Here is a 17918-nt window from a genome sequence, read left to right on the forward strand (position 1 = left end):
GGGGCGTCCTCCGGCGAATGGGCCGGCAGGGTGGTGCCTGTCCGGCGCTCAGGCAATGGAAAAGGCCGGGCGCTGAGGACGCCCGGCCTGGTGTCAGGCGGCTTCGGTCTCGGGCGCGTTGTCAGCGACCGGCGCCTCGGTCTGCCTCTCGGCCCGTGGGCGCGGCAGCGGGATCAGCATGAAGGCTGGCACCGCATCGCCGAAGCCAACCACCGAAGGACCAAGATCCTCCTGGCGGTAGCGGCGCTCGCCGCGCGGCGGCTCACGGTCGCGCTCCCGCTCGCGACGCGGCTCGCGCTCGCTGCGGGCGGGCTCGGCGGTCTCGCGTTCGATACGCGCGCTGCGCTCGGCGCGGTCGCCACGCTCCGGGCGTTCCGCCCGCTCGGGACGTTCCGCCCGCTCGGGACGCTCGCTGCGTTCGCGACGCGGGCGCGGAGCCTCCTCGGCGCTCGCCTCGCGCTCGCGCGGGGCGGCAGGGGCACGCGGAGCACGTTCGCGCGCCGGGCCGTCACGCCGGGTGGAAGACCGCCCGCCCTCACGACGATCGCCACCACGACCCTTGGATGGGCTCGCGGAACGCCCGCGGCCGCGACCCTTGGGCGCGTTGCGCGCTTCCTCGATCTCCTCCTCCGGCACCGGGTCCACACCCTCGACCGTCATGCGCGGGATCGGCTTGCCGGTCAGCTTCTCGATCGCCGCGACATTGCGCGCGTCATCGGCGGTGGCGATGGTGTAGGCATGGCCTTCGCGCCCCGCGCGGCCGGTGCGGCCGATGCGATGCACGTAGTCCTCGTCGCGGAACGGCACGTCGAAGTTGAAGACGTGGGACAGGCCGCCGATGTCGATGCCGCGCGCGGCGACATCCGAACACACCAGGAGCTGCAATTCGCCCGCCTTGAAGGCGTTCAGCGTGGCGAAGCGGGTGGACTGGTCCATGTCGCCATGCAGGGCGCCGACGCTGAAGCGATGCTTCTTCAGCGACTTGTAGAGGATATCCACCTCGATCTTCTTGTTGCAGAAGATCAGCGCGTTCTGCACCTGCTCGACGCGGATCATCCGCCGCAGCGCTTCCCGCTTGTCGTGCGGCTGCACGTACACCAGCCCCGCGGTGATCGTCGTCGCGACCGATGCGGGCGCGGAGACGGTGATCTCCTTCGGGTTGGACAGGAAGGCATCCGCGAGGCGCCGGATCTCGGGCGCCATGGTGGCGCTGAAGAACAGCGTCTGGCGGATCTTCGGGATCATCGAGACGATGCGCTCGACATCGGGGATGAACCCCATGTCCAGCATGCGGTCGGCCTCGTCGATCACCAGCAGCTTCACATCCGCCATCAGGATGCGGCCGCGGTCGAACAGGTCGAGCAGCCGGCCGGGCGTCGCGATCAGCACGTCGACGCCCTTCTCGAGCACGTCGCGCTGGTCGTTCATGCTCTCGCCCCCGATCAGCAGGGCGTGATTGAGCTTGAGGTACTTGCCGTACTTCTCGAAATTCTCGGCAACCTGCAGCGCCAATTCGCGCGTCGGTTCCAGGATCAGGGAGCGCGGCATGCGCGCCTTGGCCCGGCTGCCGGTCAGGATGTCGAGCATCGGCAGCACGAAGGATGCCGTCTTGCCCGTGCCGGTCTGCGCGCAGCCCAGCACGTCGCGGCCCATCATCACCCAGGGGATCGCATGTTCCTGGATCGGCGTCGGGTGGATGTAGCCCGATTCCTCGACGGCGCGGAGCAGTTCCTCCGACAGGCCGATATCCGCGAAGGTCGTGCGCGGCCGCTGCTCCTCCTCATCCTCCTCCTCGGAGTATTCGGGGACGTCGTCCTCGTCGTCGTCATCGGCGACGGCTGCCGCGATCTCGACGGCCGGTGAGGTCGCGAGGGCGAGCAGGTCGCCCTGGGCCGCCGGAACCTCCGCGGACGGCGGCGCGGCGACCGGCGCGACCATGGCCGGCGCAGCCTCGGCCTCCGCTGCGACAGCGTCCGGCGCGGGGTCTGCAGGGACGGCCTTCACGGTCGCGGTTTCGGTCACGACCTCAGCCAGGATGGGCTTGGGGGCGGTAGCCGGCTCAGCCGGGGCGTCGGCCGCTTCCGCGGCCGTAAGGGGAAGCTCGTTCAACGTTGCTCTTTTCCATGGGCCCGGCGAAGCGGGGCCGACAGCGGGATGTGCGGTGGGTGGCCGAGCCCCGGCGGGGCGCACTCCGGGGCCGGCTATCCGGCCCGCCAGTCCACGAGCGCGGCCGATATGCGCCGCTTCGGGCAGAAGATCAAGGTTTTCCGAGCCTCGCGGCGCATGGACGGGCTGCGCCTGTCGCGATAGAGCCACGGCATGATCGCCAAGCCCCAGATCCTGCTGTTGCCCGGCCTGCTCTGCGACGCGCGGCTGTGGCGCGACCAGGTCGCGGTCCTCGCGCCGCTTGCCACACCGGTCGTGGCCGACCTCACGCTCGATGACCGTATCGAGACTATGGCCGCGCGGGCCCTGGCCGCGCTGGATGGGCACTTCGCGCTCGCCGGCCTGTCGATGGGCGGCTATGTCGCGCTCGAGATCATGCGCCAGGCACCGGATCGGGTGACCCGGCTCGCCCTGCTCGACACCGGCGCGCGCGCCGATACGGATGAGCAGAAGCGCCGGCGGCGCGGCCTGATCTCGCTGTCCCGGTCCGGCCAGTTCCGCGGCGTGACGCCACGGCTGCTGCCGTCGCTGATCCATCCATCGCGCCTTGATGGCCCGCTGGCGACCGAGGTGATGGAGATGGCCGAGCGCATCGGCAAGGAGGCGTTCCTGCGCCAGCAGGAGGCCATCATGCACCGCATCGATTCCCGCCCGCATCTGCCGCGCATCGCGGTGCCGACGCTGGTGGGCGTTGGTTCAGATGACGCGCTGACGCCACCCATCCTGGCGGCGGAAATGGCCGCGCTGATCCCCGGCGCGCGGCTGCGCCATTTCGCCGATGCTGGGCATTTGCCGACCATGGAGACGCCGGAGGCGGTGAATGCGGCGCTCGCGGCGTGGCTGGCCGCATAGGCTCGATGTCCAAAAGGGCGGAGAAGGATGGAGGGGCGCTGCCCCTCCAAACCACCCCGCCAAGGGCCAGCGGACCGCTGCACCGTGGGGAATTGGTTCGGGGCGTGGAAGTTCGCTCAGCTTGCCGGCACGATCCCCGGCGGCTTCCACGCACCCCGGCCGACGGGCAGCAGGGACGGCGCCTCCGTCTTAGGCCAGTACAGCCGCATGACCAGGTAGGCGGTGCCGTTCGGCGCCGGCAGCCAGTTGCTCTCCTTCTCCGCACCGGGTGAGGCGTGCTGGACGTAGAGCGTGACCGACCCATCCGCGTTGCGCTTCAGGTTCGGCAGCATCGGTGCGTTGATCAGGTACCGGTTGATCGGGTTCTGGATCAGCAACTGCGTGTGGCCGTCATACATGGTGACCGACCAGAAGGCGTTGACCGGCGGCAACTGCCCAGCCGGGAAGGTGATCGTGTAGTTGCCCTTGCTGCAGTCGATCGCGTTACCGTTCACGTCGTTCCGCGTGAAGGGATAGGCAGCCTCGGCGGTGTCATTCGCGTAGATGCCCGCCTTGGCGACCACGGCGCGCTGCTGCCAGTTGCCGTTATAGGCCTCGGGCGAGCCAGGGTTGTCGGTCACGCGCCAATCGTTCATGTCCACGCCCGCCGCGGCGACGGCCGCTTCGACCTTCCGGTTGCCTTCCCACAGGCCGAGGTCGACCTCCAGCCGGTCGAACAGCGAAGATCCGCCAGCGGTCATGCCGGGGCCGGCGCCGACGCCGATACGCGCGAGCTTCGCACGGATATCCGCCTCGTTCGGCTGCGGCGGATTGAAGCGCAGCGCAAAGTCCAGATAGGCGAAGAAGTGCTTCTTCACGAGATCGGCATCGACTCGCGGCCAGCTGATTGCCGGTGCGGGTGCCGGCGCCGCGCGGTTCAGGAAGGCCGAGAGAGGCTGCGCCTTGAAGCCCCGCTGGATGGCGGTGACGCTGGGCATGTCATCCGCCGTGAAAAGCTGCGTGCGGAACAGTGCAAGCGCGAAGTGCGTGGTGGAGCGGATGATCTTGGTGACGCCGGCCGGCGCCTCCCCCTGCCAGCCGGGCGGGGCGATCAGGGCGGTGGCTGCGCCCGGCCCCGTGGTGCGGCTGCCCATGTAGCCGACATTGTAGGTGTTGCCGTCGATGACCTGCACCGACAGGTAGCGGCCGCGATCAACCGCGGGAATGGACAGCACCATCGGCTCGGCACGCAAATCCAACCAACAGATCGAATAGGGCGTGTCGCTGTTCGGTGTGACGACGGCGGTGTCCTGATAGGTCGCGACGCGCGCCTCGTTGTAGATTTCGTTGAATGGCGCCTTGAACTGCGAACTCGCCCGGTCGATGGCGAATTCGTACATCACCGCGTAGTTCATCACGATAGGCAGGCCGAAGATGAAGCCTTCCTCGGCGATGTCCTTGGCGCCGATGATGCCAGGCCGGTCTGCCTGTGCGGCGGCAACGCGTGGCAGCGTCAGGCTCGCGCCGGCCAGCGCCGACGCGCGAAGGAGGTCGCGCTTGTTCATGGGTAGACGCCTCATCTGACGGAGCCCGCCCGGTTGCGGTCCATCCTGTGGGCGGGGCCATAGCATGGACGTCGCAGTGCCGCAGCCATCGCTGCATGTCCATTTCCGGCATGCATACCCGGGTGCATCACCGGTCGAGCGTGATTCCCACCTCGCGGATCAGCGCACCCCAACGCGCATCCTCCGCCACGATCCGCGCCGCCAGCGCTGCCCGGCCGGACGCTGCCGGCTCCGCCCCCAGCGCGCGGAAGCGGGCCGGCAGCGCCGGGTCGGCCATCGCCTCGGCAACTGCGGTCTCGATCTGCGCGGCGAAGAGCTCGGGCAACCCGGCCGGTCCGCCCACGGCAATCCAGGACAGCGCCTCGAAGCCCGGCATGCGGGACGCGACGGTCGGCAATTCGGGGGCGAGGGCGGATGGCTGCAGGGAGGTTACCGCCACGCCGCGCGTCCGCCCGCTGGTCAGGCCGGGCAGGGAGGTCGGCAACCCATCCAGCATCACCGGCACGCGCCCGGCCATCAGGTCGCGCTGCGCATCCGGGCTGCCGCGGTAATGGACAAATTCGCAGCGTGCGCCGATTTCGCGCATCAGCCACGCCATGGCCAGGTGCGGCACCACGCCCGCACCGCTGGTGGCGCACAGCGGCGGCTGCGGCTGTGCCCGCACCCAGGCGACGAAATCATCCGGCGTTTCGATCGGCAATGATGGATACACCAGCAACACGCCGGGGAAGGAGGCGAAGTGGCTGATCGGCGTGAAGTCGCGCGCCGGGTCGAAGCCGGGCTCCGGATACAGATGCCGGTTGATCGCCATGGTCGCGGCGATCAGCGTGCCGAGCGTGGTGCCGTCGGGCGTCGCGCGGGCCAGGGCGGCGGCAGCGAGATTGCCCGCGGCACCCGGCCGGTTCTCGACCACGATCGGCCGTCCGAGCCGTGTGGCCAGCCGTTCCGTCAGCAGCCGCGTCAGCAGGTCCGGCCCGCTGCCGGCCGGAAGCCCGATCAGCCAGCGGATCGGGCGGGTGTCGCGCGCGGTGTCCTGCGCGTTGGCGGAGGCGCCAAGGGCGAGGCTCGCCGCCAGCGCGAGCAGCGCGTGGCGGATCACTACGCCGCCACCGCCGCCTGCGGCCGCAGCGCGACCAGGTGCCGCACCACGGCATCGGTTGCGGAGACGCCGGCGCGGCGCTCCGCCTCGGCATTGTAGTTGGTGTTGGTGTTGACGTCGTAGGCGAAGGTCCGGCCATCCGCGTCGGTGATGAACTCGATGGCGCCGACGCCGATGCCGTTGGCGGAGAGGAAGGCCTCCATGCGCGGGATCAGCGGATGGGTGAAGCCGTCGATGATGCGGAACTTCTCGCCCGGCGCGACGGCCGGGCAGGCCGCGCCGTCGGGCATTGCGCAGGCATCGGCGGGGCACAGCTCGAAGCCTTCGGAGGTATCGACGCGCACGGCATACAGGAAGCGCCCGCCGACGAATTCCGCGCGGGTGATGAAGGGTGCCGGCGCCTCGATGTAACGCTGCACCAGCCAGATGCCGTCGCGCGGGGCGCCGTGCGGGTCCTCATTCGCGGCGATGCGGCCGATCGCCTCGCCGAGGGCGGCAGGGCTGCGCACTAGTTGCACGCCGAGGCCCTTGCCGGCGCGGTTGTGCTTGAGGATGAGCGGGAAGCCGATGCGCGCCCCGGCCTCGCGCAGGTGTTCCTCGCCGACCACGGCGATTGTCGGCGGGGTGGGAATGCCGTGCGCGGCCAGCGCTTCATACTGCGCGACCTTCGAGACTTCGAGCTGCAGGGCGCGGCGCCCGTTCACCACGGTCCGCCCGTGCCGTTCCAGCCATTCGATCACCGCCGCCGCATATTCCGGCGCGTAGGTATGCCCGCGCGTATGGGAGGAAGCAGACATGCGGTTGTAATAGACGCCCGCCGGCGGCGGCCGCGTCAGGTCGATCAGCCCGCGGTCCAGATGCCATTCCTCATGCGCCGCGCCGGCGGCGAAGAAGGAGGCACGCAACGGGGCGAGCCAGGCGTCGTTTTCATGGATGACGAAGATCTGCGACATCGGGGCGATCCGGTTGTTTGTCGCCGACAGAGAAAACAATTTCTCACAATGGCCGCAATAGGCCGCATAAAAGAAAAATCTTCCTTCACGCGGGACAGCGCCGGCGGCAACTGTATTCCACCGACCGCCCATTCCACGCCAAACCATCCCCCGTTGCCCCACCGCCCGGCACGCCGTAATGCCCAAGGGCAGGCAGGGGTCATCGCATGTCCGAAACCGTCATCCTGGAAGCGCGCGAGACCAAGCGCTCCTACGGCCCGCTTTGGCTGGTCCTTTCGGTCCTCATGCTTGGCCTGCCGTTCCTGGGCCGCCAGCGCATCACCCTGACCAATGAGCGCATCACCATCGCCCAGGGCTTCTGGACCAAGGTGCGGGACGACATCGAGATCTTCCGCATCCGCGACGTGGTGGTGAAGCAGAGCCTGTATCACCGCATGGTCGGCATCGGCGACATCGTGATCCGGGCGATGGAGGGCCGCTCCGAGGAGACCCATGTGCTGCGCGGCATCGCCGATCCGGTTGGCGTCAGCGAGAAGATCCGTGGCATCTGGAACCGCACCGCGCGGCCGGCCGGCCCGGCGACCACGCTCGACTGATCAGCGCAGGCCGGCCTTTTCGAGCTCCGGGCCAAGCCGCCCGGTCGCCATCAGCCAGGCCATGCGCAGATCCGAGAACAGCGACCAAGCCGGGTAGGTGAAGGTCGCCGGGCGGTTGCGCTCGACCAGCATGTGGCTGCCCCAGGCGAAGGCGTAGCCGGTGACGACGGCCAGCGGCAGCAGCCACCATGGCCCGAACAGCAGCCCGATCAGCAGCAGCACCAGCCCCACCGCCGTGCCCAGGGCATGGATGCTCCGCGTCCGCGGGTTGGCGTGTTCCCGCAGGTAGTAGGGCCAGAATTCGGCGTAGGTTGCGATGCGATCCGCCATGCGGGCAGGCTAGTGCAGATCGCGTCCGCCTGGAACTCGCCGGGCGCGCGGCGACACGCTCTCCAGCACAGGGTGGCGCGGGAACCAGGCCCGACGCTGGCCGTTCACGAACCAGTCTGCCGCGGATTGAACCGCGCGCCCGGCATGGGCGAGCAATGCGTCCGGGGCGGGATCGGCCCGCGTCGTGCGCAGCGGCCTGCGGAAAGCGTTCCCGTCATCGCCGGCTTCTGCCAGTTTGGCCCGATGCCCGCAGCCTTCGCTCCGCTTCGCCACCCGGCCTTCCGCCTGCTCTGGTGGGCCAACCTCGCCGCCAATATCGGACTCTGGGTCCAGAACACGGGGGCGGGGTGGATGATGACCAGCCTCGACCCGTCGCCGGTCATGGTCTCCCTGGTGCAGGCGGCATCCATGCTGCCGGTCTTCCTGCTGGCGCTGCCGGCGGGCGCGCTGGCCGACATCATCGACCGCCGGGTCTACCTGATCGGCGCCCAGGCCTGGGTGCTGACGGTGGCGAGCCTGCTGGCCCTGCTGACCTGGGCGGGCTGGCTCGGCCCTTGGGGGTTGCTGATCTTCACCTTCTGCATCGGCATGGGCAATGCGCTGAACTTCCCGGCCTGGGCCGCCACCACGCCGGAATTGGTGCCGCGTGAGGATCTGGTCCAGGCCATCGCGTTGAACGGCATCGGCTTCAACCTGTCGCGCGCAGTGGGCCCGGCGATCGGCGGCTTCGCCATCGCGCTCGCCGGCACGCAGGCGGCCTTCGCGCTCAATGCCCTCTGCTTCCTGTCGCTGCTGCTCGCCCTGTTGTTCTGGAAGCGGGAAGCGCCGCGCAGCACCATGCCGCCCGAGCATTTCGTCAGCGCCATGCGCGCTGGGCTGCGCTTCGTCGCCGCCAGCCCGGCAATGCGCGCGGCCATCTTGCGCGCCTGCGTGTTCTTCTTCTTCACCTCGGCGGTGTGGGGGATGCTGCCGCTGGTGGTGCGCCACAAGCTGGGTCTGGGGCCGGAGGCCTATGGCGGCATGCTGGGCCTGATGGGCGTCGGCGCCGTGGCGACCGGCTTCGCCTTGCCGGCGCTGCGCGTCAGGCTGCCGACGCGCGGGGCGATGGTGACCGCCTTCTCGCTGGTCTCGGCGGCCGCATTGGCGGTGCTCGGCGTGTCCAACCACTGGGTTCCGGCGGGCGTGGCGATGCTGCTGTTCGGCGCCGGCTGGCTGGCCGCCGCCTCCACCCTGCAGGCGGCGGCGCAATTCGCCACCCCGGCCTGGGTCCGCGCGCGGGCGATCGGCATCTACCAGCTGTGCTTCTTCGGCGCGATGACGGCGGGCGCGGTGCTGTGGGGCTGGGCGGGCAATACGCTCGGCATCGAACCGGCGCTGCTGCTGGCCGCCGCGATATGCACCGCCGCGGCGATTGGCGTGCGTGGCTGGCGGCTGGACACCGCGACGAGCAGCGAAGCGCCGCGCGTCGCCATGCCCTCGCCCGAAGCCCCGGCCGCGGAGCTGCGCAACATCCTCGACGAGCATTCGGGCCGGGTGCTGGAGGTCGTGCGCTACACGGTGGACCCGGCTGATCGCGCCGCCTTCCTTGCCGCCATGCGGGAAGCCCGCCGCGTCCGGTTGCGCTGCGGCGCGGTCGCCTGGCGCCTGCTGGAGGACGTCGCCCACCCCGAACGCTGGATCGAACTCTGGGCCGTCGAATCCTGGACCGAACATCTGCGCGAGGCCGGCCGGCTCGACACCGCGGACCGCCACGCCCTGGCGCGCGCGGCCGGCTTCCAGGTCGGCGAAGAAGCACCCGAGGCAGCACGATACCTGACCGTGCAACCATGACCTGGGCGACCCGTTTGAGTGCCGTGTCCACACTCTGCGAGGAGGCTGATGTCATGGCGAAAACCAAGGCCGCGACGCTGCATGCGACCCACAACGACCTCGGCGCCAATGTGCGGGAGGTGTCGGTCGGCGCGCTGAACGCGACGCTGGTGGACATGATCGACCTGACCAACAGCGTGCGCATGGCGCATTGGACGGTGCGCGGGGCGCATTTCGCCGGGCTGCACAAGCTGTTCGAGACCTTCTATGGCGATCTCGCCGCAGTCACCGACGATGTCGCCGAACGGGCCGTGCAACTGGGCGGCACGCCCGACGGCAGCACGCAGCTGGTCGGCGAGAAGACGCGGCTCACCCCCTATCCGGCCGAGCTGCGCGAAGGGATCGAGCATGTGAAGGCGCTCACCACGCGCTACGCCGCACTGGCCAAGACCGTGCGCGAGGGGATCGACGCCACCGACGAAGCCGGCGATGCAGATACGGCGGACCTGTTGACCGATCTGTCCCGGATGCTGGACAAGGCATTGTGGATGCTCGAAGCCCATCTCGATTGACCCGGCCGCGCCCCCGCCTGCTGGTCGCCTCCGGCGCCTTCGTGGCGCTGTTGGCGGCCTGCGCTGTTCCCGGCGGCGGCGATGCCGGCGAGGGCTGCCGCAACCAGGTGACCAGCTTCAACGGGTCAGGGGATGCGTTCCTTGCCCCGGCCGGGCGATGGGCCGATCCGGGGCAGATGCCGCGCGGCACCGTGGCAACCGATTTCAGCCGTAGCGCCGCCGCCGCACCCGGCGCCGGGCTCGACTCGACGTTGCGGCAGGAGAATGCCGACCTCGACGCCTTGCAGATCGCCTTCGACGCGCTGCTCTATTGCCGCTGGATCGAGGCGCGCACGATCCGCGCGGAATTCGCCGCCAACCGCGTGCCGCGCCAGGCTGCGGAAACGCGCATGGCTGCGCTGCGCGCCCGGTTGCAGCGTGACCTGGCCCGCGCGCAATCGGTGCTGGATGCGCTGGAAGCCCGCACGCGCCAGCGCGACGTGGCGCTGGAAGCCGCGGCGCCGGGTTCGCGCGAGGCCGCCCGCCGTGCCCGCGCCGAGACCGGTGCGACCCGCAGCGTGGTCGCCGCCGCGACGGTGACGCTGCGGCTGCGCCCCGAGGCCGGCGCGCCTGAGATCGGCCGCGTCGCCGCCGGCCAGGCCGTGTCGGTGCGCCCGGCCCAGTCGGGCTTCGCGCTGGTGGAAGGGCAGGGGGGATTGCGCGGCTATGCGCCGACCGGCGCCTTCCAGATCGCCGAACGCGCCGCCCCTTCGGCCGCCGGCCCGGCGAGCGGCATCCGCCAGTTGGTCGCCACCAATATCGCGCGGCGCGACAATTTCGCCGAGAGCCTGGGCCTGGCCCGCGAAGCGGCGGTCTCAGGCTTCGAACTCGGCGCCTGATCGTGGCGGGTGCCCGGCGGCGCTGCCTGCTGCTGGGCCTGCCGGGGCTAGCCGCAGCCTGCTCGACCGGGGATGACTCTCGGCTCGACAGGCTGGAGCCGGGGCGCTGGCCGCCGCATTGGGAGGCCTTCGCCGCCGAAACCACGAGCCGCCGGACCGCCGCGCTGCCGCCGCTGCGCATCGAACCGCCTGGCGCCGATGTACCGGCCGCGCTGCGGGTGTTCTCGGGGCGCTGGCATGGCTGGGGCGGCATCAACCGCAGCCAGTCCGTGGCCATCGCCGTCACGGCGCTGGATGTGCGGGGTGGACGCGGGATGGTGGCGCGGGCGTCCGACAGTTTCGCGCCGCGCGCCTGGGCTTGGCGATTCCGGCTGCTCGAAGGCTTCCAGATCACCGGCCTGCTGGCCGGGGCCCCGGCCCAGGTCACGCTGGCCCCACGGCCGGATGGCGCGATGGACCTGGCCTGGACCGAGGACGATCCGGAATTCAACCTGGGCCAGGCGGAAGGCGTGCTGACCCGCGTGGTTTGAGTCGCATCCGGTGCGACTCGCTTCGTCCGTTGTTTCGCAGGGCCGCCGCCGGTATCCTCGGCGGCCTAAGGGGAACAAGACATGAACGATTTGTTCGGCCGGGGCGGCGCGGGGAAAGGCGCCGCCGGGCAGGGCGAGGGCTATTCCGCCAAGGACATCGAGGTGCTGGAGGGGCTGGAACCCGTCCGCCGGCGCCCCGGCATGTATATCGGCGGCACTGACGAGAACGCCCTGCACCATCTGGCCGCCGAGGTCATCGACAACGCCATGGACGAGGCGGTGGCCGGCCATGCCGACCGTATCGAGGTCACGCTCGCCGCCGGCAACTGGCTGACGGTGCGCGACAATGGCCGCGGCATCCCGGTCGACCCGCATCCCAAGTTCCCGAAGCTGTCGGCGCTGGAGGTCATCCTCACCACGCTGCATTCGGGCGGCAAGTTCTCCGGCAAGGCCTATGACACCTCCGGAGGGCTGCATGGCGTGGGCAGTTCGGTGGTGAATGCGCTGGCCGAGCGGCTGGATGTGGAGGTCGCGCGCGACCGGACGCTGTTCACCCAATCCTATGAACGCGGCAAGCCGGTCACCAAGCTGAAGAATGCCGGGCCGGTGCAGAACCGCCGCGGCACCACCATCCGCTTCAAGCCCGACCCCGAGATCTTCGCCACGCAGGAATTCAAGGCGGCGCGGCTGTACCGGCTGTGCCGGTCCAAGGCCTATCTGTTCCGCGGCGTCGAGATCCGCTGGTCCTGCGACCCGTCGCTGATCAAGGACGAGACGCCGGCCGAGGCGGTCCTGCATTTCCCGGGTGGGCTGTCGGACTTCCTGGCCTCGGCGATCGAGGGCCAGGCGATGGTGGTCTCGGCCCCCTGGGGCGGCCAGGCCGACTTTCCCGACAATGCCGGCCGCGTCGAATGGGCGGCAACCTGGTTGGAGCGTGGCGAAGGCTTCCTCAACACCTACGCCAACACCATCCCGACCGGGCAGGGCGGCACCCATGAAGCCGGCTTCCGCGCCGCGCTGGTCAAGGGGCTGCGCGCCTATGGCGAGCTGAAGAAGGAAAAGCGGGCGGCCAATGTCACCGCCGAGGACCTGCTCGGTGGCCTGGCCGGCATGCTGTCGGTCTTCGTGCGGGAGCCGCAGTTCCAGGGCCAGACCAAGGACAAGCTGACCAGCCCGGAGGCCGCGCGTCTGGTCGAGGGTGCCCTGCGCGACCATTTCGATCATTGGCTGGCCGGTGATCCGGCGACGGCGGACAACCTCCTCGCCTTCGCCATCGAGCGTGCCGAGGACCGCATCCGTCGCCGCGCCGAGAAGGACACGCCGCGCAAATCGGCCACGCGCAAGCTGCGCCTGCCGGGCAAGCTCGCCGATTGCTCCCGCGCCACCTCCGAAGGCACCGAGTTGTTCCTGGTCGAAGGTGATTCCGCCGGCGGGTCCGCCAAGCAGGCGCGCGACCGCGAAACACAGGCGGTGCTGCCGCTGCGCGGCAAGATCCTCAACGTCGCATCCGCCAGCACGGAAAAGCTGCGGCAGAACCAGGAACTGAAGGACCTGATCGAGGCGTTGGGCTGCGGCGTCGGCGACCGCTTCGATATCGCGAAGCTGCGCTATGGCCGCGTCGTCATCATGACCGACGCCGACGTCGATGGCGCGCATATCGCCGCGTTGCTGATGACCTTCTTCTACAAGGAACTGCCGGAGCTGGTGCGGCAGGGCCGCGTGTTCCTCGCCCAGCCGCCGCTGTACCGACTGCAGGCCGGCGGCGTGTCCGTCTATGCGATGGACGATGCCGACCGTGAGCGCGTGCTGAAGGCGCGCTTCAAGGCGAACCAGAAGGTCGAGGTCAGCCGCTTCAAGGGCTTGGGCGAGATGCCGCCGGCATCGCTCAAGGAAACCACCATGGATCCGAAGAAGCGCACCCTGCTGCGCGTGATCCTGCCGGCCGAGGATCGTGCCTACACATCCGACCGTATCGAGGCGCTGATGGGCCGGCGGCCGGAGTTGCGCTTCCAGTTCATCCAGGAGAACGCGGCGAGCGTGGAGGCGGAGGCGCTGGACGCGTAGCGCGAGCCGGAGGGGCACCGCCCCTTTGGCGCCTGGGATAAGGTTGAAGGGGCCTTGCCCCTCCAAACCACCCCACCAAAGGCCAGTGGGCCTTTGGAAACCGTTACTCGGCATCGGGCGCCACGGGCAGGATCAGCGCCAGGATTCATCTCCGCGGCCCAAGGCAACCGCGGCGTTCGGGACCGACCATCGTGCCCAGCACCAAGTCGAGGTTTCCAAAGGCCTTAAGCCTTTGGTGGGGAAGGTCCGGAGGGGGCAAAGCCCTCTCCGGTTCCACTGTGCAGGACCGTATCCCGGTGCGCATGGGGCGGTGCCCCGCCGGCCCTACCCGTCGATTGCCATCCCCAACGCCATCCGTCCCGTCAGTTCCAGCTGCGGCATCTCCTGCAGCGGATGGAAGCGCGCGCCCTGCACGTCCCGGAAGGCGCGTTCCAGCCCGAGGTCGCGGTAGAAGGAGCCACCGCCGACGAGTTCCATCGCGCGTTCCACGGTCTCGACCGCCGCCTTGGCCGCCAGGGTGTGCGCGATCGCCGCGCGGCTGGTCCGCACCGGGCCGGGCGTTTCCGTCTCCGCGATGCGGATCATGCGGTCGAGCGACATCTCCGCCGCCATGAAGGCGTTCTCCATCCGCCCGGCCATGACGGTCAGCGCGTGGCTGGTGGGCTTGCGCCGCGCGATCTCCAGCGCGCGTGCCCGCGCGCCCTCGACGACGCCGATATAGGCCGCATAGACCAGCGGGAAGGCGAGTACGAAGATGTGGTGGAACAGCATGTGCCACTTGCCCGGTTCCCGCCGCGCGACGATCGCCGCATCGGGCACGAAGACATTCTCCAGCATCACGTCGTGCGATCCCGTGCCGCGCATGCCCATGACATGCCAGGTGTCGAGCCGCCGCACGCCCTCCGCCTTGAAGGGCACGGCGAAGTGCAGGACGGTCGGGCCCTTCTCCGGATCGTCGTGGATCGCGCTGGTCACCAGCAGGTCGCCCATCTCGCAGCCGCTGGAGAAGACCTTCTTCGCGGTGATGCGGAAGCCGCCTTCCACCTTCACCGCCTGGCCGTTGCTCGGCAGCCAATCCGAACCGCCGCTCGAGATCAGCACCAGGTCTTCGGCCGCGACGCGCTTCAGCAGCCCTTCAACCGGTGCCTGTTCATGGCGCCACCGCCAGGCCGGCACGGCGACCAAGTGCGAATGCATGGAGAAGGCGAGGGCGGTCGAACCGCAATGCGCGCCGAGCCGGCGGATTGCATCGCACATCATGCGGTAATCCGCACCGCCGCCGCCGAGTTCGGCCGGCACCAGCGCCTTGAAGAATCCCGCCGCCTTCAGGGCGCGGAAGCCTTCCTCGACAAAGCTGTCATCGGCGTCGTGCTTCGCCGCCATGGTGGCGATCTGCTGGCCGATATCGTCGGCGCGCGCGACCCAGTCGATGGCTGGCAGATCAGTGATCAATGCGTCCGGCATGCTTGCCTCCCGGGATGTGGTTGCGATGCGCGGGACCGTGCTCCGTCGTCGAAGCTGCCTTCAAGGCCAGAAAATGGACTTGATTTGACCTTCGCGGGCGACCGATCGTGCCGTATGCCCGGGTACGGACAATTCTGTCCTGTCGCCAAGACCTGCGAACTCTTTGCGGAGCGCTGGACGCCGTTGATAGTGCGCGAGCTCTGCTGTGGCCCGGCGCATTTCAACGACCTGCGCCGTCGCCTCCCGCTGATGTCCAAGACCCTGTTGGCGCAGCGGCTGCGCGACCTTGAATTCCATGGTGTGATCTCGATCACCACCAAGCCGGCCGGTCCGGGCAACGTCTATGCGCTGACCGCGGCGGGGGAGGAGTTCCGCCCGATCATCGAGGCGCTGAGCATCTGGGGCCAGCGCCATACGGAGAACATCCTGCGGCCAGAGGATTTCGATCCACACTTCCTGCTGGCGAGTGTCAGTAGTCAGATCCCGCGCTCTGCATTTCCGGCCGGGCGCTTCGTGATCCGCTTCGACTTCCGCAACATCCCGGCGGCGCGCACGGCGCTGCGCAGCTGGTGGTTCGTCTTCATGCATCCGCATATCGATCTGTGCATGAAGGATCCCGGCCATCCCGTCGATGTCGTCATTGCCGCGGATCTGGAGACCTTCACCCGCGCCTGGATGGGCTATATCGGCCTGGCCGGCGACGACGCGCGACAGGCCATCGCCTTCGAGGGCGCGCCGGATGCGACGGAACGCGCCAAGGCGCTGCTCGGCATCTTCGACCGGCCGCGCGAACGACGCCTGGTCTACGGGCCGCCGGAGATGCTGGAGGCGTGAGCCTTCACGTGAGGCGTCTGGCATCTGCGATGCCACAGGGGGTGGAGCGCGCGATGGTCTGTGGCCGCGGCGCGATGCGGCTGGTGCGGCCGGATGGCTCTGTGGCCATGGTTGCGAGAGCCGGCGACGAAACGGCGGCGGAAACCGGTCCGGCGCGGGTGTCACCGTCGCAGTGAACACAGCTCGGGGGGGAGCGAAACCCCCCCCGGCTTCGGCACAGCCCCGGAAGGCGGTCGCCATTGCGACCGCCCCCGCGTGTCCGGCGATCAGAAGAAGCTGTCGCCGCTGACGGCGTCGCGCACCGACCACCCAAGGCCGATCCGGATGTCGGCGCCACTCTGGATGCCGACGTTGATGAGTTCGAGTGGCGTGCCGTTGTCCCACTCGATCACCAGGCTGGCCGCGCCGCTCTGCTGGTTCGCAGCGCTGGTGTAGACCGCGACGGCGCCGCTATCCTCCGCGGAGCCCCAGATATCCATGAACAGATTGTTCCCGAGGCCCCTCAGGTCGAGCTGGTCATGGTTCACCGGACGGGTCACGTCGAAATAGTCGAGGTGGTCCCATTCCGGCCCGTCGGCGGTCGGCGGGAACAGGGCGTTCCACACGAAGACGTCGCGCCCGCCGTCACTGGTGTTGTGCACCGTGTCGTTGAAGCCGTCGGAGAGGATGACGCGGTCATTGCCGCCGCCGTCATAGACCACGTCCTCCCCGGCGCCCGGGTTGATCGTGTCGTTGCCGGCATTGCCATGGATCGTGTCGTCCCCGTCGCCTCCGTTGACGAGATCATTGCCCGCGCCCGCGACGACCGAATCGTTGCCGCCGCCTGCATTGACCGTGTCGTTGCCATCGCCGGCGTCGACCGTGTCGTTGCCGTCCCCGCTCGTGATGCGGTCGTTGTCATCGCCGCCGAGGATGGTGTCGGCGCCGGCACCGGTCGTGATGATGTCATCGCCGGCCCCGCCGAGGACGGTGTTGGCGCCGTCGCCCGCGCTGATGGAATCGTTGCCGGCTCCGCCAGTCACGTAGTCGTTGCCGCCATTCGACGCGACGGTGTCGTCCCCGTCGCCGCCCGCCACGACGTTCTGCCCGCCGCCGGCATTGATGAAGTCGTTGCCGGCTCCGCCATCGACGTTGTCATTGCCGGTGCCAGCGAGGATGCTGTCGCCGCCGTCACCGCCCGTGACCAGGTTGTTGCCGTTTCCGGCGTTGATGGTGTCGGCGCCCGCGCCGCCATCCATGTTGTCGTTGCCGCCATTGGCGGACATGAAGTCGTTGCCGTCGCCGCCGGCCACGACGTTGTTGCCGCCGCTGGCCAGGATCGAGTCATCGCCAGCCCCGCCGATCAGCAAGTCGTTGCCGCCATTGGCGGTGATGGTGTCGTTGCCGTCATAGCCGTTGATGGTGTTGTCGCCGGCGCCACCGGCCAAGCTGTCGTTGTTGAGCCCGCCGTCGAGGAAATCGTTGCCGGCGCCGCCATCGACGAACAGCGCCGCGAGAACGTTATTGCCGGCAATGACAGAGTCATCGCCGAGACCGCCGGTGATCGTGATCTCACGGAAGAAGCCGATGCCACCCGCCAGCAAATCCACGTCCTGCGGCAAGGTTGGGCTGACTTCATTCTTTTGTATGATGTTGTCGCTCAGGTCGACAACATCATTGAATATGGTCCCCGTCAGGGTGAACCGCGTGCTGTTCAGTGCATTGAATTTATAGGCCATGGCGCAGGTCTCCATTTTTTTAGAGAATTGTTCTGGTGACAGTGACCGGGCATGGAATCGGCATCCGGAAACGTGCCCGAATTCCGAAGTCAGGGGCAGAACATTCAAAATTCGAGAGTCAATCCAGAACGCGAACCAATCCGGCCCCTTGATCTACTGAGAATCATAAGAAATTAACAACAAGGCATTGTATTATGGATCATGCGATCACGTTCATTGTGATGAATACGAGCGGTTCTTAACTTACTGATAAGATTTGCTCTATGCGTTTGTATGAAACTCAAGAGAGAAAAGCGCCGAAAGTAGAGATCGCAATAGATCAAAAAAGAAAACCAAATAGTTTTGTAGCGGGATTATAGGGCAATCAATTGTAGAAAATCACGGAAAAGTGATTATGTTCTTCCATCAGGCGAAGAATTGAAAAGAACAGTAATCTACCACAGCGCAATTGAAGCATCATGTGCATGTGCGAGAAATTGATTACCGTCAAGAAACGGTCGGGGTCTGTA

15 protein-coding genes are annotated in these 17918 nt (G+C 68.4%); 8 read left to right on the forward strand and 7 right to left on the reverse strand.

Annotation, left to right across the window (positions count from 1 at the left end; all coding sequences use genetic code 11):
• Window positions 1-93: 93 nt before the first annotated feature.
• On the reverse strand, window positions 94-2022 hold the full coding sequence (locus AAFN86_RS09965; RefSeq protein WP_408906594.1) for a DEAD/DEAH box helicase: 1929 nt from the start codon (window positions 2020-2022) through the stop codon (window positions 94-96).
• A 297-nt stretch (window positions 2023-2319) separates the two neighbouring features.
• On the opposite strand from AAFN86_RS09965, the gene AAFN86_RS09970 reads away from it, so the two are divergent.
• Window positions 2320-3018: an alpha/beta fold hydrolase gene (locus AAFN86_RS09970; protein WP_347543150.1), complete on the forward strand. Its 699-nt coding sequence runs from the start codon at window positions 2320-2322 to the stop codon at window positions 3016-3018.
• A 116-nt stretch (window positions 3019-3134) separates the two neighbouring features.
• On the opposite strand, the gene AAFN86_RS09975 is transcribed toward AAFN86_RS09970, so the two are convergent.
• From AAFN86_RS09975 to AAFN86_RS09985, 3 genes are all read right to left on the reverse strand, one after another.
• Window positions 3135-4562: a DUF1254 domain-containing protein gene (locus AAFN86_RS09975; protein ID WP_347543151.1), complete on the reverse strand. Its 1428-nt coding sequence runs from the start codon at window positions 4560-4562 to the stop codon at window positions 3135-3137.
• A gap of 127 nt (window positions 4563-4689) precedes the next feature.
• Window positions 4690-5661: a tripartite tricarboxylate transporter substrate binding protein gene (locus tag AAFN86_RS09980; RefSeq protein WP_347543152.1), complete on the reverse strand. Its 972-nt coding sequence runs from the start codon at window positions 5659-5661 to the stop codon at window positions 4690-4692.
• A complete protein-coding gene (locus AAFN86_RS09985; RefSeq protein ID WP_347543153.1) occupies window positions 5661-6614 on the reverse strand; it encodes an alpha-L-glutamate ligase in 954 nt (317 codons plus the stop codon). Before AAFN86_RS09985 ends, AAFN86_RS09980 begins: the two co-directional genes overlap by 1 nt.
• Before the next feature lie 206 nt (window positions 6615-6820).
• On the opposite strand from AAFN86_RS09985, the gene AAFN86_RS09990 reads away from it, so the two are divergent.
• A complete protein-coding gene (locus AAFN86_RS09990; protein ID WP_347543154.1) occupies window positions 6821-7210 on the forward strand; it encodes a PH domain-containing protein in 390 nt (129 codons plus the stop codon).
• On the opposite strand, the gene AAFN86_RS09995 is transcribed toward AAFN86_RS09990, so the two are convergent.
• Window positions 7211-7540: a DUF962 domain-containing protein gene (locus AAFN86_RS09995; RefSeq protein WP_347543155.1), complete on the reverse strand. Its 330-nt coding sequence runs from the start codon at window positions 7538-7540 to the stop codon at window positions 7211-7213.
• Between the two features lie 243 nt (window positions 7541-7783).
• Between AAFN86_RS09995 and AAFN86_RS10000 the strand changes: the two genes are divergently transcribed.
• The 5 genes from AAFN86_RS10000 (at window position 7784) to parE (ending at window position 13393) form a co-directional block, all read left to right on the forward strand.
• Window positions 7784-9370 (forward strand): MFS transporter, encoded by a 1587-nt coding sequence (locus AAFN86_RS10000; RefSeq protein WP_347543156.1) that lies wholly within the window; start codon window positions 7784-7786, stop codon window positions 9368-9370.
• A 53-nt stretch (window positions 9371-9423) separates the two neighbouring features.
• On the forward strand, window positions 9424-9921 hold the full coding sequence (gene dps, locus AAFN86_RS10005) for a DNA starvation/stationary phase protection protein Dps (protein WP_347543157.1): 498 nt from the start codon (window positions 9424-9426) through the stop codon (window positions 9919-9921).
• Window positions 9918-10799: a hypothetical protein gene (locus tag AAFN86_RS10010; RefSeq protein ID WP_347543158.1), complete on the forward strand. Its 882-nt coding sequence runs from the start codon at window positions 9918-9920 to the stop codon at window positions 10797-10799. The genes dps and AAFN86_RS10010 overlap by 4 nt, the downstream gene beginning before the upstream one ends.
• Window positions 10800-10801: 2 nt before the next feature.
• The gene (locus AAFN86_RS10015; RefSeq protein WP_347543159.1) at window positions 10802-11329 is read left to right on the forward strand and encodes a hypothetical protein; all 528 of its coding nucleotides are present in this window, start codon (window positions 10802-10804) and stop codon (window positions 11327-11329) included.
• Window positions 11330-11410: 81 nt separating this feature from the next.
• Window positions 11411-13393, forward strand: a complete 1983-nt coding sequence (gene parE / locus AAFN86_RS10020) for a DNA topoisomerase IV subunit B (RefSeq protein ID WP_347543160.1) — start codon at window positions 11411-11413, stop codon at window positions 13391-13393.
• Between the two features lie 324 nt (window positions 13394-13717).
• Here parE and AAFN86_RS10025 read toward each other — a convergent pair whose 3' ends face one another.
• The gene (locus AAFN86_RS10025; protein WP_347543161.1) at window positions 13718-14857 is read right to left on the reverse strand and encodes an acyl-CoA dehydrogenase family protein; all 1140 of its coding nucleotides are present in this window, start codon (window positions 14855-14857) and stop codon (window positions 13718-13720) included.
• Between the two features lie 114 nt (window positions 14858-14971).
• Here AAFN86_RS10025 and AAFN86_RS10030 point away from each other — a divergent pair, with 114 nt between their 5' ends.
• Window positions 14972-15691 carry a helix-turn-helix domain-containing protein gene (locus tag AAFN86_RS10030; RefSeq protein WP_347543162.1) on the forward strand — a complete coding sequence of 240 codons (720 nt, stop codon included), beginning with the start codon at window positions 14972-14974 and terminating at the stop codon, window positions 15689-15691.
• A 266-nt stretch (window positions 15692-15957) separates the two neighbouring features.
• Here the strand turns inward: AAFN86_RS10030 and AAFN86_RS10035 are convergent, their stop codons facing one another.
• Window positions 15958-17409 carry a calcium-binding protein gene (locus tag AAFN86_RS10035; RefSeq protein WP_347543163.1) on the reverse strand — a complete coding sequence of 484 codons (1452 nt, stop codon included), beginning with the start codon at window positions 17407-17409 and terminating at the stop codon, window positions 15958-15960.
• Window positions 17410-17918: the final 509 nt, after the last annotated feature.

This window comes from Roseomonas sp. CAU 1739, assembly GCF_039839775.1.
GTDB lineage: Bacteria > Pseudomonadota > Alphaproteobacteria > Acetobacterales > Acetobacteraceae > Neoroseomonas.